Source organism: Brevundimonas sp. P7753, from assembly GCF_013386595.1.
Taxonomy (GTDB): Bacteria; Pseudomonadota; Alphaproteobacteria; order Caulobacterales; family Caulobacteraceae; genus Brevundimonas; species Brevundimonas bullata.
The window spans coordinates 1-13,831 of the sequence record NZ_JACARP010000118.1 but is presented as its reverse complement, the minus strand read 5'-3'; the positions used below and the strand labels follow the sequence as shown (position 1 = coordinate 13,831).

Annotated in this window: 21 protein-coding genes and 2 tRNA genes; 8 read left to right on the top strand and 15 right to left on the bottom strand. The window is 63.5% G+C overall.

The window, feature by feature from the left end:
* Positions 1-47 precede the first annotated feature (47 nt).
* The 3 genes from HX774_RS17640 to HX774_RS20445 all read right to left on the bottom strand — a co-directional run bounded on the left by HX774_RS17640 (position 48) and on the right by HX774_RS20445 (position 1,946).
* A complete protein-coding gene (locus HX774_RS17640) occupies positions 48-407 on the bottom strand; it encodes a hypothetical protein (RefSeq protein WP_178828760.1) in 360 nt (119 codons plus the stop codon).
* A 262-nt stretch (positions 408-669) separates the two neighbouring features.
* Positions 670-1,626: a bifunctional DNA primase/polymerase gene (locus HX774_RS20190; protein WP_370523738.1), complete on the bottom strand. Its 957-nt coding sequence runs from the start codon at positions 1,624-1,626 to the stop codon at positions 670-672.
* A 71-nt stretch (positions 1,627-1,697) separates the two neighbouring features.
* The gene (locus tag HX774_RS20445; protein ID WP_370523737.1) at positions 1,698-1,946 is read right to left on the bottom strand and encodes a DUF6074 family protein; all 249 of its coding nucleotides are present in this window, start codon (positions 1,944-1,946) and stop codon (positions 1,698-1,700) included.
* Positions 1,947-2,284: 338 nt separating this feature from the next.
* On the opposite strand from HX774_RS20445, the gene HX774_RS17630 reads away from it, so the two are divergent.
* The 4 genes from HX774_RS17630 (at position 2,285) to HX774_RS17615 (ending at position 3,715) form a co-directional block, all read left to right on the top strand.
* Positions 2,285-2,359 (top strand) — tRNA-Glu (locus HX774_RS17630).
* A 161-nt stretch (positions 2,360-2,520) separates the two neighbouring features.
* On the top strand, positions 2,521-3,069 hold the full coding sequence (locus HX774_RS17625; protein WP_218650506.1) for a cold-shock protein: 549 nt from the start codon (positions 2,521-2,523) through the stop codon (positions 3,067-3,069).
* Between the two features lie 25 nt (positions 3,070-3,094).
* Positions 3,095-3,571, top strand: a complete 477-nt coding sequence (locus tag HX774_RS17620; protein ID WP_178828759.1) for a DUF192 domain-containing protein — start codon at positions 3,095-3,097, stop codon at positions 3,569-3,571.
* 67 nt (positions 3,572-3,638) lie between these two features.
* Positions 3,639-3,715 (top strand) — tRNA-Pro (locus tag HX774_RS17615).
* Between the two features lie 18 nt (positions 3,716-3,733).
* Here the strand turns inward: HX774_RS17615 and xerC are convergent.
* The 7 genes from xerC to HX774_RS17580 all read right to left on the bottom strand — a co-directional run bounded on the left by xerC (position 3,734) and on the right by HX774_RS17580 (position 7,231).
* Entirely contained in the window at positions 3,734-4,774 is a 1,041-nt protein-coding gene (xerC, locus tag HX774_RS17610) for a tyrosine recombinase XerC (protein ID WP_178828758.1), read from the bottom strand.
* Entirely contained in the window at positions 4,755-4,955 is a 201-nt protein-coding gene (locus HX774_RS17605; RefSeq protein WP_178828757.1) for a hypothetical protein, read from the bottom strand. The genes xerC and HX774_RS17605 overlap by 20 nt, the downstream gene beginning before the upstream one ends.
* Entirely contained in the window at positions 4,952-5,296 is a 345-nt protein-coding gene (locus HX774_RS17600) for a hypothetical protein (protein ID WP_178828756.1), read from the bottom strand. The genes HX774_RS17605 and HX774_RS17600 overlap by 4 nt, the downstream gene beginning before the upstream one ends.
* Positions 5,293-5,511: a hypothetical protein gene (locus HX774_RS17595; RefSeq protein ID WP_178828755.1), complete on the bottom strand. Its 219-nt coding sequence runs from the start codon at positions 5,509-5,511 to the stop codon at positions 5,293-5,295. Before HX774_RS17595 ends, HX774_RS17600 begins: the two co-directional genes overlap by 4 nt.
* Positions 5,508-5,981 carry a TetR/AcrR family transcriptional regulator gene (locus HX774_RS17590; protein WP_255500532.1) on the bottom strand — a complete coding sequence of 158 codons (474 nt, stop codon included), beginning with the start codon at positions 5,979-5,981 and terminating at the stop codon, positions 5,508-5,510. The genes HX774_RS17595 and HX774_RS17590 overlap by 4 nt, the downstream gene beginning before the upstream one ends.
* A 37-nt stretch (positions 5,982-6,018) precedes the next feature.
* On the bottom strand, positions 6,019-6,420 hold the full coding sequence (locus tag HX774_RS17585) for a helix-turn-helix domain-containing protein (protein ID WP_178828754.1): 402 nt from the start codon (positions 6,418-6,420) through the stop codon (positions 6,019-6,021).
* Positions 6,421-6,508: 88 nt separating this feature from the next.
* Entirely contained in the window at positions 6,509-7,231 is a 723-nt protein-coding gene (locus tag HX774_RS17580; RefSeq protein WP_218650505.1) for a hypothetical protein, read from the bottom strand.
* Between HX774_RS17580 and HX774_RS17575 the strand changes: the two genes are divergently transcribed.
* On the top strand, positions 7,214-7,657 hold the full coding sequence (locus HX774_RS17575; RefSeq protein ID WP_178828752.1) for a hypothetical protein: 444 nt from the start codon (positions 7,214-7,216) through the stop codon (positions 7,655-7,657). The two genes, HX774_RS17580 and HX774_RS17575, sit on opposite strands and share 18 nt — an antisense overlap.
* Positions 7,654-8,319, top strand: coding sequence for a hypothetical protein (locus HX774_RS17570; RefSeq protein ID WP_178828751.1), 666 nt, complete (start codon positions 7,654-7,656; stop codon positions 8,317-8,319). The genes HX774_RS17575 and HX774_RS17570 overlap by 4 nt, the downstream gene beginning before the upstream one ends.
* Positions 8,320-8,626: 307 nt before the next feature.
* Here HX774_RS17570 and HX774_RS17565 read toward each other — a convergent pair whose 3' ends face one another.
* Complete coding sequence (locus HX774_RS17565) at positions 8,627-9,256, bottom strand: hypothetical protein (RefSeq protein ID WP_178828750.1); 630 nt, start codon at positions 9,254-9,256, stop codon at positions 8,627-8,629.
* 301 nt (positions 9,257-9,557) lie between these two features.
* On the opposite strand from HX774_RS17565, the gene HX774_RS17560 reads away from it, so the two are divergent.
* Positions 9,558-10,217 (top strand): hypothetical protein, encoded by a 660-nt coding sequence (locus HX774_RS17560; RefSeq protein ID WP_178828749.1) that lies wholly within the window; start codon positions 9,558-9,560, stop codon positions 10,215-10,217.
* 464 nt (positions 10,218-10,681) lie between these two features.
* Here the strand turns inward: HX774_RS17560 and HX774_RS20440 are convergent, their stop codons facing one another.
* The 4 genes from HX774_RS20440 to HX774_RS17540 all read right to left on the bottom strand — a co-directional run bounded on the left by HX774_RS20440 (position 10,682) and on the right by HX774_RS17540 (position 13,121).
* Positions 10,682-11,275 (bottom strand): head completion/stabilization protein, encoded by a 594-nt coding sequence (locus HX774_RS20440; RefSeq protein ID WP_178828748.1) that lies wholly within the window; start codon positions 11,273-11,275, stop codon positions 10,682-10,684.
* Positions 11,276-11,427: 152 nt separating this feature from the next.
* Positions 11,428-11,817: a hypothetical protein gene (locus HX774_RS17550; RefSeq protein ID WP_178828747.1), complete on the bottom strand. Its 390-nt coding sequence runs from the start codon at positions 11,815-11,817 to the stop codon at positions 11,428-11,430.
* Positions 11,817-12,761: a phage terminase small subunit gene (gene gpM / locus HX774_RS17545; protein ID WP_178828746.1), complete on the bottom strand. Its 945-nt coding sequence runs from the start codon at positions 12,759-12,761 to the stop codon at positions 11,817-11,819. The genes HX774_RS17550 and gpM overlap by 1 nt, the downstream gene beginning before the upstream one ends.
* A gap of 42 nt (positions 12,762-12,803) precedes the next feature.
* Positions 12,804-13,121, bottom strand: coding sequence for a P2 family phage major capsid protein (locus tag HX774_RS17540; RefSeq protein ID WP_255500534.1), 318 nt, complete (start codon positions 13,119-13,121; stop codon positions 12,804-12,806).
* Between the two features lie 17 nt (positions 13,122-13,138).
* Between HX774_RS17540 and HX774_RS17535 the strand changes: the two genes are divergently transcribed.
* Positions 13,139-13,831, top strand: a 693-nt coding sequence (locus HX774_RS17535; RefSeq protein WP_218650504.1) for a phage portal protein, incomplete at its 3' end; no start/stop codon positions are given.

The following is a 13,831-nucleotide window of genomic DNA, read 5'->3' as shown; positions in this document are numbered from 1 at the left end:
CCGAAAACCCCCCCACCCAAAAGTCGGGGCATTGGGACCAGATCACGTCAGGCCCTCGCTTGGATTTCGAGGAGCGCGCCCGATGCGTCGCGCTTCAGGTTGATGATCGCGTGAGACTTGCCGTTGACGACGATCCGATCCGCCGTCGTCGGCTCAATGTCGAGCGTCGGGGTCAGCACCATCACCCGCACGTCGCTCGTCTCGATGCGCGTCCCGTCCACCTCGTCATCGGCATACGCCTCGGGCCAGCCTTGGCAGGCGTGGTCCTCATAGGTCGGAGGGTCGGGGTCATAGACCGGGCCGCCGCCGGGGATCGTCACCACGATGGTGAGCGCCATAGGGACGCGGGCGACGGACAATGCGTCCGCCACCTGACCGGCCAGCTCACCCTCTAGGATCGACGACATTCAACCTCGCATCAGCAAGCGAGGCATTGTCCCGGCTATTCCACGTCAGATGTAGGCCGACACGGCGAGGTTAGGCAGGTCATGGCAATGGACGCCTGATCCCCTCCAAACGGCCGCCAAATTTTGGATTTGACTCTTTTGCGAGGCGTTCGCAGGGGGCCGCGCGGGATTTTGGCCTGATTGAGGGCTGAGGCAGGCCTATAGACCCTGGATAGGGGGGAGAGGGGTGTAAGGTTATTTAGGCTTCCCGCTTTCGGTGACCTTAGGCTGGCCATCGGAACAAATCGGGGCCGTGAACGTGACTGTTCCGCCTCTCCAGGATGATCAGCCCTTCGTCCACGAGCGCCTTCCGACAGGCCGGCACGTCCCGCTTGGATATGTCTTTGATCCCATCCGTCTTGCTCAGACCATTGGGCAGGGTGAAGGTGTCGAGGCCTTGGAAGCGGCTCCTGGCCCAGACGTAGAAGCCGGCTGCTTTGAGGCCGTGGTTTTGAGTGAGCCGCGCAATGACGTCGCCTGAGATCATAAGCTGTTGCTCCCCGGTCTTCAGACCGATCCTGTTGCGGCCTTCCACCTGGAGCCGCCAAACAGAGTCGACGGTTCTGACAATTTCGGCGTCGGGCATGGCGTCATGGAACGCCTCCTTAGCGTGGTGGCGGGCCACATCTAAAAGCTGCTCCCGGTCATCACACGAGCGGGCCTGAGGGCCGAGATACTGAAACAGCGACTTGTTGCGACCGTCGCCGTCCCGAAGGCGCTGTGCATTCTCATTCGCCGGCGCCACGGGAGCGACGGCAGGCCCAGCCTGCATAGGCGTCAGGTCGTTGAGCGATTCCAGATCGCCGCGCTCGAACTCATAAATCCCCCTCTGGGTAACTGAATACGGGGCGATGGCGAACCCGTCGCCCAGCACGTCATACGGCAGACCTTCCGGCTTTATGATCCGGCCTTCGCCATTGTGCTTGTAGTAGCCGTGCAGCTTGCCCGATGCGGTCCTGATCAGAACCTGGGGCTGGCCATACCGCGCAAACAGGTCATCCGCGAAGGCCTGATCGGCGCTGTCGATGTCGAGAACCGTGATCCCGACCCGCCCAGGGCAGAATCCAAACGTCTCCGCGTTCGGGAATCTCTGCGCGTATATCCGGCTGGCGTGAAGGGTGACCTTTTGCCAGTGCTTAACCGCTGGCCGCTTGTCATCCCCGACCGGGAAAATTGGTATCCCTACCGCCTCATAGAGGGGCTGCCAGTAGGCGAGGCCGCCGTTGGCCGCCTTGGGTGCAAGCAGGGCGTTCAGGCCGCCCCCCCTGGGGTCAGAACGGCCTTCCAGAGCGCAGCTCGAATAGCTCCCTCCAGGGCCGCACCCTCGTGGGTCACGCGGTCATCCGCCACGCCCTTGCGACGCAGCACCTCGCTTTGCTCCCTTACCATCCGCAAGATATGACGTTCGGCCGCGTCAGGCGGCAGGCCAAGGGCGATGACAGCCTGTCGGGTCACGAAGGCCTGACGCGCTGCTAGCGGAAAGGGGATCACCTCTGCCATAATGTCAGCCTACCCCAGTTTGCCCGTGAACGGAATTGGAACATCGGAACCCGTCCGGGCGGAAAACAGGGTTAGCCATCGCATCCGAAAGCCTTTCCGAATCAAAGTGTCCGTTTTGGCGGTTATCCATTCCAGGGCGTTGATGTTGCGGGGCAAGGGCTGAACCCTAGGGACTGCCACGCGGAGCCTTCTTCCTTCCCTGACATCGACAGCCTCAATCGTCCCCCAAGGGGTGTTTTTGCGCGCCCGCCGCGCCGGTGAAGTCTTTGTTCAGAAAGTTGAAAAACAGACTTGCTTCATACGGTGGGGATGGCTATCAGACCACTCCTCCGCGCAGCGGTCCCTTCGTCTATCGGTTAGGACGTCAGGTTTTCAACCTGAAAAGAGGGGTTCGACTCCCCTAGGGACTGCCACGCGGAGCTATCCCCCTGCATCGTGAATTGTCGTCGCCCATTCAGCGGGAAGGGACGCTTTTGTCGATAGTCGGGCTTAAAATCGTCATTTTTGTTTTTCCGCGGTTCACAGAACCGTGTTAATCATAGCCTCTGCACGCTTTGCAGGCGGGGGTTGTGAGTTGTCGGACTACGACGAGATTGAAGCGCCGGATGTCGTCCTGATCGCCGGTACGGTGAAATGGTTCGATCCGGGCAAGGGTTATGGCTTCATCGTGCCCGATGAGCCGGACCTGACGGAGCTGAAAGACGTGCTGCTGCACGTCAGCAGCCTGCGCGACGGGGGGCATGAAGCCGCCGCCGAAGGCGCAGTCATCACTTGCGAATGCGCCCGTCGCGCCAAGGGGTGGCAGGTCGTGCGCGTGATCGATCTGGGGCAGGGGCAGCCGACGCCGATGCGTCGCGAGGCGCCGCGTGCTTCGGCATCGCCGCGCCCTGTCTTTGAGATGACGGGCGATGGCCCGCTGGAGACAGCGGTCGTCAAATGGTTCAATCGCACCAAGGGCTATGGATTCGTGGTGCGCGACGGCGCGGCCGGCGATATCTTCGTCCATGTCGAAACGCTGCGACGCTGCGGGCTGGATGATCTGGCGCCCGGCGAGGCGGTGCAGGTGCGGTTCGCCGACGGCCCCAAGGGCCTGGTGGTGGCCGAGATCAGGCCGGGCGAATAGGTTTCGCCCATTGAGGGGCGAAGTCATGGGTTTCTCGCGTCGTATGCTGCTGGCGGGCGTCCTTTCGGTCGCAGGCCTGGCCTCCGCCTGTGCGCCCAAGGGGCCGGTCGACGCCGCTGGCCAGCCGCTGGAGCCGCTGAGCATCGTCACCACTTCAGGCGAGCACAAATTCATGGTCGAGATCGCCGACGACGACGCCGAGCGCGAACGCGGCCTGATGTACCGCCCGCCGCTGGAAGACGACCGGGGAATGCTGTTCCAGTTCCCGGCGGCGACCGAGCAGAGCTTCTGGATGAAGAACACGCCCAGCTCGCTGGACATCATCTACATCGACCCGCAAGGCCGGATCGTCTCCATCGCCAGCCACGCGACGCCCTATTCGCAGACGCCTCTGCCCTCGAACGGCGCGGCCAACGGCGTGCTGGAACTGCGCGCGGGCCGGGCCGACGAGATCGGCGCCAAGCCCGGCGACCAGGTTCGCCACAGCTTCTTTCGCCCCTAATCCAGATTAAGGCCTTGAATGCGTTGCGGTGGGGCCTCCGGCGTGTCATGAGGGCGCTCCATCGGTTCGGGGTGTAGCGCAGCCTGGTAGCGCATCTGGTTTGGGACCAGAGGGTCGGAGGTTCGAATCCTCTCGCCCCGACCATGGATTTAGCCCTTTGGGCTAGGCTGGTTTTACAGCCGGTTTTACAGCGGGCGTTCTGGCTTTGAGCTCATCGAGCCGCCGGATGCGGTCCATGAGCAGTTCATCCTTCTTCACGTAGCGCCGCATCATCGATGCGACGTAGTCCTCGGACCAGGTGAAGATCTCCGCGATTTCACGTTCATCCAAGCCGCCGAGATACATGCGGGTCGCTGCAGTGCCCCGGAAGTCATGGAAATGCTTGTCGATGCCGGCGCGCGTCTTCGCCTTCTGGAATGATGAGCCGAAGCCTGTGCGCCAGCTGGCGCCGTCCTGATTCGTCAGCACCGTGGTCGATCGCTTGGGGATAGTCGCCAGGTGCTCGCGAAGCTCGCCGTAGAGAGGGATCAGCGTTGTCTTGCGGTGCTGGCTTTTGCCTGTCGAAATCTCGATCGCCAGAGGCCCAATGTGGTTCCACGACAGGCGCAACAGATCGCTGGTTCTCAGGCCGGTCAGGGCTGCCAGTTTGAAGGCTGCGATCATTTGGGGTGATGAAGCGGCCTCGAGCCGGTTCATGTCTTCCGGCGTCCAGATGATCATGGAGCGGTCGCTCTTGTAGAGTCGCTGCATGCCCTTCACGGCGTTGGTCATCAGGCGTCCTTCGTCCATCCCGAAGGACAGCAGGCGGCTCAGCACCTCCAGGCCGACATCCGCTGACCGGGGGGTCGCCTTGTATTCGTCGCGCCATTTGCGGATCGCGACGCGGATGAGGGGCCTGTCGAATGCGGCGATGCTGGTCTTGCCGAAATGGGCCTGGATGCGATCCAGCCATGGCGTCCAGTTCTGACGCGTCTTCGCCGAGATCTCGTTGCGCCAGTGGTCGCTGCCGCGCCATGCGGCGCAGAGGGACGCCAGCTTGGTGGAGTCCAGGGTGCGACGGCCGGCCGTGAGCTCCGCCAGTTCGGCGATGAATTCGGGGCTTCCTGGTGCGCTCTGAACGCGCGGTCCGCCGCGCCAGGCGTAGACGTAGGTTCGCCCCTTGGCTGTGACGACGTGCACGCCCTTAATGTCGAGCATCGCCATCGCCCAGCAGCTCACGAATCTCCGCATCCAGTGCGTAGTCTTCAGCTTGGGCTGGAGTCACCATCAGCGGCAAGATGCTGACCTTGCCGTCGGGTGTGATGTCGACGCGATGATTTCCGCCATCAATCGCCCTTTGAACCAGCGACGTCAGGCTACGGCGGGTAGAGGTGGTCCGATTCATAGAACGGGTTCCCCTAGAGCCACGCGGATGCGGACCCGGCCCAGCGGCGTCAGGCGATAGCCATCTCGGTCGCTGAAAAGGGCGTCGCCGCCGATCTTGTCGCGGATCTGCGCGATAAGAGGGGCGATGGCTCCGACGTTGCGGAGGATCGCTAAATCAGAGCGCGGCAGTCGCTTGCGGATGGTGTAGCGCGACAGGGGCTGGCGCTCTTCCTCCAGGCGCGCGGCGATCCAGGCTGCGCCGGCCGACAGACCAAAGGCCTCGCCGATGGCGACGGCCCGCACGTCGTCGAGGGCGGCGCAGGCGCGGTCCACGATAGCGGTTCGAAGGTCAAGGATCATGCGGTCGCCTCGGCGAACAGGTCGGGGTGGGGCAGCGCGGTGTCGGCGCCGTAGACGGTCCGAAGCGACTGTTCTGCCCAGGTGCGGTGCCCAGTCGCGTCGTGGTGCCGGGCGGCGACGCCGGCGGCGTTCCGGCCGAGCCAATGCGCGGCCGTGCCGTGGCAGACGGTGCAGCCGGCCCTAACGGTGCGGATTGTTTCGGCCGAGCGGGTCATACGTCCTGGTTCTCGGGCGGGGCTGTGGCCTTGATTGCTTCGACGACGGGTCCCGCGCGTTGCAAAAGGGCGTCCAGATAGGCCCAAGGCTCGGCGTTTTTGCCTGCTTGGCGCTGCTCGAGCTCGCCCTGAAGTTCAGGGATCAGGTCGAGCATGACATGGAAGAGCTCGTGTCCCTGTTCGATCGTCACTGGCTTGTGGCCCTTGATGTCGACGTAGAGGGCGAGCTTGTCCTTGAAGTTGGCGAAGACGGCGCCGGTCGACATGCCGGCTTTGGCGGCGATGTCTCGGATAGTGGCCTTGTCGTAACCGACCGTGTCGAACAGGGCCTCTGCGGCATTCCTTACCTTGGACCTGGTCAAGGCCTTTGCGGCCTCGCGCTTGTTCATGCGGCGCTCTGGCCGCTCGTCCAGCGCAATGGCCGAGGCGATCGGGGAGGTGGGCGCGGGGGCGAAAGTCGATCCGTCCATCAGGAGGGTTCCTTGGTGATCTGGAGGTTGGCCAGCATCAGGCGGATGCCATGGTTTCGGGGATGCTGCTGGCGCTGACGACGATCTTGGCGATGTCGAGCATGGCGCGCTGCTGGTCCGGTCGCATCTGGCCGAACAGGCGAGCCAACTGGATGCCGGTGATGGTGCCGCCCTGGGCGGCCAGCGGGTCGCCGATGGGCGTGCCGTCCTGGCGCAGCGGCGGGAGCAGATCGGCAGCCTCGATGCCGAGGACCGGGCGCATGCGGGCGAGGGTCGAAATGGCGACGCGGTTGTCGCCCTTTTCGTACTTCTGGATCTGCTGGAACGTCAGGCCTGCAGCCTTGCCCAAATCCTCTTGGGTCAGGCCGACACGGATGCGGGCTTTCTTGAGGCGCTGGCCGATTTCGACATCCAGCGCGGTGGCGGATCTCTTGTTCATGAAAGGCGGCCTTTCAGAAAGATGGAGGCGGCGAGGTAAGCGAGGGCGAACGCCAAGAAGAGGCACGCGAGAACTGGTCGGCTGAGCTTCATCCGCGCAGCCACGCGACCAGGAAGGCGAGGGCGACGATGGCGAAGCCGACTGGCGCGCCGATCGCGGCGTCGACCAGGCCGACAAGGATGCCCAGAATCGAAATGCTCAGGGCCCAGCGAAAGATCAGCGGCAGGGGCGCGCGACGGCGCGGTAGTTCGCGGACCATGACCTTAGGGCCGGGCGAGAAGGCCTTCTCCTTTGACGAAGCAGGGATGCGGTGCTGACCCGTCCCTTCGCTCCCGTACTGGCCCTGTCGGCCGAAGCGTCCCCAATCGGTTTCCGGTTTGTTCGAAGGCTTAACGAAGTCTTGCCGCGCCGCGCCTGCTCCGCGCGCCTGAACGCCCTGCATCGACACCTGCTGAAACGCCTCGCCCTGGACCGCGAGCGCAGCGGGATCCCGTAGCGCCGGAAGCGCCCCAACCACATCGGCAAGCGCGCGACGCCAGCCCGACGGCCGGACCGATCCGCAACCGCTCATCCATTCGCCTTCGGGCGCCGGGGGATGAAATTCGCGGTGCGGAACGACGACGCCAGAGGCGGCGCGCACGACCCCCTTGCCCTCATCAAAGCCAAACGTGGCCGCCTTACGGACGGTCATCGGGACGCCTTTTGCCAACGCCCGGCCCTGAACCGCCGGAGCGAACGCATGTCTGCGCCCGGTGCTCAGCGCCGTCAGGCGGATTCGCAGGGAGCGAATCCTATGAACCCGCGCCAGCACGCGTATCTCGCGCGCACGCTTCAGGACGCCTGTGGCGGCGTCGATGCCTGCCTGAACATTCTCGAGGTCACGCCCTTCAAGATGGGCCGCACCCACATGTACGACTGCCGGGAGCCTGGCAGCGGACGCACCATGCCGATCGGGGCGGTGACGTTCCTGGAGCAACATCAGCAGCGCGCCACCGGCCAGGCGGGGATCTACACGCCGGCGCTGGCCTCGAGCGATCAGGAGCCGACCGAGGCCCAGTGCGCGACCAGCGAGGCCTGTGAGGCCAGCGAGGTCATGGCCATCGCCCAGCGCTTGGTCCGCAAGGCGGGCGAGGACAACGTCTATAGCGAGACAGAGAAGCGGGAGATCGAGCCGCACCTGCTGCGTGTTGAGGCCCACATCCGCGGCGTCCGCGCCGCCATGGACGCCACGTCATGAGCGCGGCTGTCATGATCGAAGGCGTCGGCCGGCGCGAGCCGCTTCACCGCCGAACAAACCAGAAGGTGCGCCGGAACAGCCACGCCGTGCGGCGCAGCTGGTGGAAGCACTTCAGCTGGGAACGCGGCCGTCGCCTGTTGCTGGCGCTGCGCATCCACGCCGAGCATCTGCGGAAGAAGGGTCAGCGGACGGGCGCGGCGCCCCGCAAGGGTGTCATGGGCGACAAGGGCGGCATCAGCTTCGGCGCCATCCGCCTGATGGAAGTCCTGGTCGCCGTCGCCGCCCGCTACGAGGGCCGCCTGGAGCCCAGCGCCGAATGGCTGGGCGACGCCCTGAATGTGCCGGCCAAGAGCATCCACGCCTGGAAGGAGCAGCTGAAGCGCCACGGCTTCCTGACGTGGCAGCGCCGCTACGTGGAGACGGGTCAGCAGGGCCAGCGTGGCCCCCAGGTAAGGCAGACGTCCAACGCCTATGTCTTGTCGATCCCGCAGGCCGCTGAAGCCGCAGCAGAGGCCCGTGTGTCGCCGCGCGCAGCGCGGCAATCGAAAGAGGAGCGCGCCTACGCCAACCAGCCGAGACTCATGGCCGCCCTCGACCACCATGGCGACAATCTGGTCCAGGAGATGATCCGGCGCGGGTGTAACCCGCAGGCCCCAACGTGAATCACCTGAGGTGGGAGAATCCCGGCTCCCATATCTATTTAAGGCGTCTCGCTAGGCGCGAGACCACATGATCGGGAAGGAATGAGGCGTCGCCCTGGTCGGGCGACCACTTATTCTCCAGATCGAGGCCGCAGCCGACGGCGGAAAACCTGCTCAGGATCGAGCGGGCGAGCAGTGCTCGCCCTCTGACCAACCCGGCTGCCGCCCGTTAGGACGGCGACCGTTGCTGTATGGGGCCAGCGTCGCTGGCTCAGCGAGGGTGAGAGGGGTTCGGCTCTCGCGCGTGTGGGGGCGGGCGTGGCGCCTGCTAGCTCCCGCTAACGATGAGCTTTTCGATAGCTGAGTATTTCAAAACTAATTGTGTCCGGACCTCGTCCCGTCGTTCCGGATGCTCGATGTCAGCCAAGAGCAATCTTGCTTCAGCGTTTAGACGATCAAGCCTCAGTTTTTCAAAAAATTCGCCCATAGACTTCTGTGCATTTGTTGACTGGACGAAGAATAGACCTGCCACCGCGTCGATCACCGCGCCGCCGGCCATCTTCAGCGCAGATCCCCAAATGTCGGCACTGGTGTGGGTGACGAATGCAAAAATGATCACGCCAAAACCGATGGTCGCGAAAGTCATGCTGAACCAGAAGCTGACGTTGGCGCGCGATAGAGCGTGCTTATAGTAGTTGCGTAGCGCGGTTGTCTCAAATGCCTCTGAGGGGGGGTCGATGTCCCCAGTTTTTGAAGGAGGCGTGGAGCCCGGCTGGGAACGCCGTTGATTTTTTGCTCCGGGTTTATCTGAGAACAACAATTCTAAGTTGATGCCGGCCTTTCTTTGTTCCTCATAGGATCGGGCGAGTGCGTAGCCGGAGAAGATCGCTGCGGCTGCCGTAAGGGCTCCCGCAATGAGAGCGAACCAGTCTTGGGCCCTGACTGCGATATCGATCATGAGGGAAGCCAACCATTTAAACGGGAGCAGTTGTCTATCTAAGTTCGCGTCAGCGTATCAATGATTTTTATGCTCTCGACACCATTTGGTTAGGCAACGGCTCGCGCATAAATTCACTGAGCGGGCTGACCGTCTCCTACGCTCAGGATGATCTGCTTTAGCGGTTCATCATTTGAAATATCGTTGTTGCATCAATTCCATTTTATGGGCATGGGCCACCGCGTCAGATAGGGGGGCTCTAAGCATGGAAACGCTCGGTAGTTTAATCATCCTGGTCAGCTTCGCGGCCTTCATCCTGGGCGTGGTCAACGCCATCAGGCCGCAGGCCTGGATGAAGGTGCGAAAGCGCCTGGTCGGACTTTTCATCATCCTGGGCTCGATGGCGGGGTGCGTGGCGGGCGGATCAATGATGCCGCAGGCACCGACGTCGACTGTGGCGGCGGCCGAGAAGAGCACGCCTCAGGCGGAGACCGCGCCAGCGAAACCGGCAGGCATGACGCAGGCGGAGTTCGACGCGGTCTGGAGCCAGGTCAAGGGCAAGATGGAGCAATGCGATGCGCCGCTGCGTCGCGCCGGCGAAGCGGTAGGGACGGGCGATGTCTACGCGGCCTTTACCCCGGTCAAGGCGGCGGGCGAGGCGTGCAAAGCGGTCTGGCTCGACATGGGGCGGATTGAGATTCCCCGCAGCGCCAAGGGCGAGGTCAAGACGGCCATGAAGGAGGCGCAGGATATCTGCGAGAACGCTGCCTATCTGAAGATGGAGGCCATGGAGCAGATGGCCAAGGTGCTAGATGGCGACGCGCGACCGTCCGCCATGGCGGACCTTCAGGACAAGCTGGAGCGGGGCAAGACGCTGGCGAGCGGGTGCTGGATCAGTTACCTGGGCGCCGCCGGCAAGGCCGATCTGACGCTGCCAGAATTTGAAGAGGCTGCTGCTGCAGTAAAGGGGCAGGCCAAGTGACAGGCGCGAACCTACCGCCAGCGATCGCGGCGCCCGCGATGAAGAAGCCGGGGCGTGGCTTGTGGCTCATAGCGGCAGGGGGCCTCCTGACAGTGGTCTGGTTGGGCCTTCTCGTGACCTTCGCCTATCTAAGATGGGACAAGATCGTCTTGCTCGATCCTAACTCAGCTGGCGATTTCTTGGCGGGGGCTTTCGCGCCTCTGGCCTTCCTTTGGCTGGTGCTGGGTTTTTTCCAACAGGGCATCGAATTGCGAAATAGCGGGGAGGCGCTGTGGCTACAGGGGGAGGAGCTGCGCAACTCTGTTGAACAACAGAGGGAGCTGGTTTCGGCTGCTCGAGACCAACTTGAGTTCGATCGAACTGTCATTGCGCAGCGGAACGAGGAGGCCGTTCGTACTGCCCAGCCGTCGTTCAAGTTGGTCTACGAGGGGATGGTAGAAAGACGGAATGGCTCTGCGCTTCAATCATTTCGTCTGATCAACACTGGTAAAGATTGTTTTGACCTGAATTTCGCTATCAGCGGCGGCCCCGATGATCCGACGAGCGACTACAACGACGATGTAGTCAAAAATGGAACTTGGGCCCGCATTCAAATCTGGATCGCCAATGACTTCGACGGCGAACTTCTTGCGCGGGTTATGCACGTCGACGTCGGAGGCGAGCTCTTCGACGCGGTCCATTCCGGTGGATCGCGCCGACTGGCCCAGCTGGCGATCCGCAAGGTCGGCGGCGATGACGGACTGAACGGCCTTGGCCCACCGGATCTCGTAGTCGCTCCGACCATCGACCTTGTGTCGGCCGGGCACGTCTGCGAGCGCGTCGAAGCCGGCGGCGATCTGTTCAAGACGCCAGACGTCAAGCTCGTCCATGATGTCCAGGACGGCGTTCGATGCGACTTCGCGCAGGCGTTCTTCGGTGACGACCTGATCCACGCGGATGGCTGAGCGCAGCCCGACCAGATCGAGATCCGGCCAGAATGGGCCGCAGGTGATCGACGCCGGCGCAGCTGCGGCGCCGGGGGCGGGGATGACGGGAGTGGAGGAGAAGGGTCCAGACATGGCGCTGAGCGAGGGTTTCCTGTTTGGCCGCCTGCTGGCCCTTCGTTTCGACGCCGACCGGGCTACGGGGTGGGGGGCTGGTCGGACGCTGCAGACGGGCGAACCCGCTGTTGTCGGACCAGCCCCGCCCCGAGCGCCGGGGGGCGAGCTCTTCAGCCGCCCTGTTCGGGCGGCGTGTCTTCGATTTCGGCCAGCACTGGCCAGGTCGCATTAACGGTTGCGATCACGGCACCCATGAACACGACCCCGGCCAGCATGAAACCGACGTCCATAGTGCGGCCCACAATCGCGGCTCCCAACAGCATGCCGAGGGAGATGATCGAGAAGACCGATGGCCGCCTTTCGCGGGTGAAGAGTCGAAGTTGATTCGACCGCCAGCGGGCATGGATGGTCGGATGCAGCCGGAGGATCACCACGGAAAACAATGTGATGACGACCACGCGGACAGGCTCCATGCCAACGGCTTGCCCTATCGCCGGGGAGAAGGCGTAGAACGCGAGCGCAGCGACATAGACGAGCAGATGGATGAGCGCGTTCGGCATCAGGCTTTACCTTGCTGGGCGCCAACGCCGGCGTCCGGCTGGGCCTTCTTCAGTTCACGGGTCAGCTTGGCGATGTCGCCCTTCACGCCCGACTTTTCGTCCTTGGCCAGCGCGGTCTGGTATTCCGCCAGGGCGCTGATGCGACGCTGCTTGAGGTCTTCGTCGTTGTCGGGATTGGCGCCCGCCAGGATCGCGCGGCCCAGCGCCTTGTGCAGCTTGGCCTCGACCTCATCGTGCAGGTCGACGTCGTGGTCTTTGACCAGGTCCTGCAGCATGGGCAGGACGCCGGCCTCGAACAGCTGGGCGGGCTCGCCTCCGGCGTCGTAGATGCGGATGGCGTCTTCGCAGATCTGATCGATGGCGAAGGTGATCGGGTCGCGGCTGAAGCCCGAGGGCATGTCCAGCTTGTAGAGCATGGCGTGCTCGAGCATCGGCAGGGCGGACATGTAGTCGCCGGCGTCGATGGTCCAGGCCATGATGGTGGTGAAGACCTGGTCGAGCGGGCTGCGTTCGGTTTCGCCGGCAGCCAGGACGCCGTCAGTCCAGCCCTTGTAGGTCGGCAGCATCAGGATCTTAGCCTCGACCTTGCGGTCGGTGGCTTTGATGTCCTTCAGGCGCTTCAGGTCCTCTTCCAGCTGCAGGACGATCCGGGCGACATCAGGCGAAAGTGCGATGTCGTCGTTGGCGCCGTGCTCCTCGATCGCAAGACCCGAAGCTGCGAGAACGCGACCAGCGGTTGAGGCGATGAGGAAGGCGCGTTGCCGAGCCGCCGGCGACGATCCCGTCGGGCGAGCGGGAGGAACCGCCGGGGCCGGACGCAGTAGCGGCCTGATTTTGACAGGCTTGGATTGGGCCAGGGCCTCGGCCTGCTTTTCAGCCGCGGCTTCGGCCTGTTTTTTGGCTGCGGCTTCAGCCTGCGCCTTGATGCGGGCGGCGATACTCATCGCTGGACTCCGGTCGCTATGAAGGGAAGGGGAGGCCGGCGATTACTCGCCGACCACCTCGATTTTCTCGATCAGCAGGGCGTAGTCGTAGCTCTCCACGACGTAGGCCTCGTTGACCGATTCATAGGTCTCGACCCGGCTGCGGCTGGCCTTGTCCACGATCGTCTTCCGGCGCGTGTTTTCCTGCTCGTAGATCGAGAGGTTATCCAAGCGGGTGATCAGGATGGTGCCTTCAGGGAAGAAGGGCACCTTGACGACCTGCAGGCCGCCCAGCTGCTTCTTGGACAGCAGGACGTCGGTGGCGATCTTCTCGGTCGGCTTGTCTTCCCCATCGACCATGGGGAAATACTTCTCGTGCAGCAGTCGCGGCGAGCGCGATGGCGTTTCGCCTGGGCGACGCGGAGCCCGTGCTGAACCGGCGCGACCTGATGGAGGGCCTGGACTGCTGGGAGGTGGTCGGGGTTGGCGGTCGCTACTATCAGCCGCCGCTGCCGCTCGACATGCTGTCGAAGGCCGGCAATGTCACGTCGCACCATTCGTCAGCCTTCCGGGTGAAGGTGAACCAGCTGCTGCGCGACTTCATCCCTCACCCCATGCTGGACCGGACGACGTTCGAGGGCCTGGTGCTGGATCACCTGGTGCTGGCGAACTTCTACGTCGAGCGCATCGACAACATGGCCGGGCGGCCGATGAAGCTGAAGCGCAGCCTAGCCCGATATACGCGCCGGGGCGTGGAGGAGGGGGCCTTTGTCTTCCTGTCCGGCTTCATGCGGGAGCACTGGTTCAAGAAGGGCGCCGTCTTCCACGGCATGCAACCCTGGCTGGACCAGGAGATCTATGGCGTGCCGGAATATCTGAGCGCGCTGCAGTCGGCCTTCCTGAACGAAGGGGCGACGCTGTTCCGCCGGCGCTACTTCATCAATGGCGCCCATGCCGGGTTCATCATGTACGTCGGGGAAGGCGGGCTTAAGGAGGCCGACGCCGAGGTCATCAAGAAGTCGCTGAAGGACACCAAGGGCGTCGGGAACTTTCGATCGATGTTTGTCCACCGTACCCCTCCGGTGAAGGCC

Coding starts and splice junctions, on each gene's coding strand:
- HX774_RS17640 (WP_178828760.1), bottom strand. CDS start 407: ATGTCGTCGATCCTAGAGGGTGAGCTGGCCGGTCAGGTGGCGGACGCA.
- HX774_RS20445 (WP_370523737.1), bottom strand. CDS start 1,946: ATGGCAGAGGTGATCCCCTTTCCGCTAGCAGCGCGTCAGGCCTTCGTG.
- HX774_RS17620 (WP_178828759.1), top strand. CDS start 3,095: ATGGGTTTCTCGCGTCGTATGCTGCTGGCGGGCGTCCTTTCGGTCGCA.
- xerC (WP_178828758.1), bottom strand. CDS start 4,774: ATGGCGATGCTCGACATTAAGGGCGTGCACGTCGTCACAGCCAAGGGG.
- HX774_RS17605 (WP_178828757.1), bottom strand. CDS start 4,955: ATGAATCGGACCACCTCTACCCGCCGTAGCCTGACGTCGCTGGTTCAA.
- HX774_RS17600 (WP_178828756.1), bottom strand. CDS start 5,296: ATGATCCTTGACCTTCGAACCGCTATCGTGGACCGCGCCTGCGCCGCC.
- HX774_RS17595 (WP_178828755.1), bottom strand. CDS start 5,511: ATGACCCGCTCGGCCGAAACAATCCGCACCGTTAGGGCCGGCTGCACC.
- HX774_RS17590 (WP_255500532.1), bottom strand. CDS start 5,981: ATGGACGGATCGACTTTCGCCCCCGCGCCCACCTCCCCGATCGCCTCG.
- HX774_RS17585 (WP_178828754.1), bottom strand. CDS start 6,420: ATGAACAAGAGATCCGCCACCGCGCTGGATGTCGAAATCGGCCAGCGC.
- HX774_RS17575 (WP_178828752.1), top strand. CDS start 7,214: ATGAACCCGCGCCAGCACGCGTATCTCGCGCGCACGCTTCAGGACGCC.
- HX774_RS17570 (WP_178828751.1), top strand. CDS start 7,654: ATGAGCGCGGCTGTCATGATCGAAGGCGTCGGCCGGCGCGAGCCGCTT.
- HX774_RS17565 (WP_178828750.1), bottom strand. CDS start 9,256: ATGATCGATATCGCAGTCAGGGCCCAAGACTGGTTCGCTCTCATTGCG.
- HX774_RS20440 (WP_178828748.1), bottom strand. CDS start 11,275: ATGTCTGGACCCTTCTCCTCCACTCCCGTCATCCCCGCCCCCGGCGCC.
- HX774_RS17550 (WP_178828747.1), bottom strand. CDS start 11,817: ATGCCGAACGCGCTCATCCATCTGCTCGTCTATGTCGCTGCGCTCGCG.
- gpM (WP_178828746.1), bottom strand. CDS start 12,761: ATGAGTATCGCCGCCCGCATCAAGGCGCAGGCTGAAGCCGCAGCCAAA.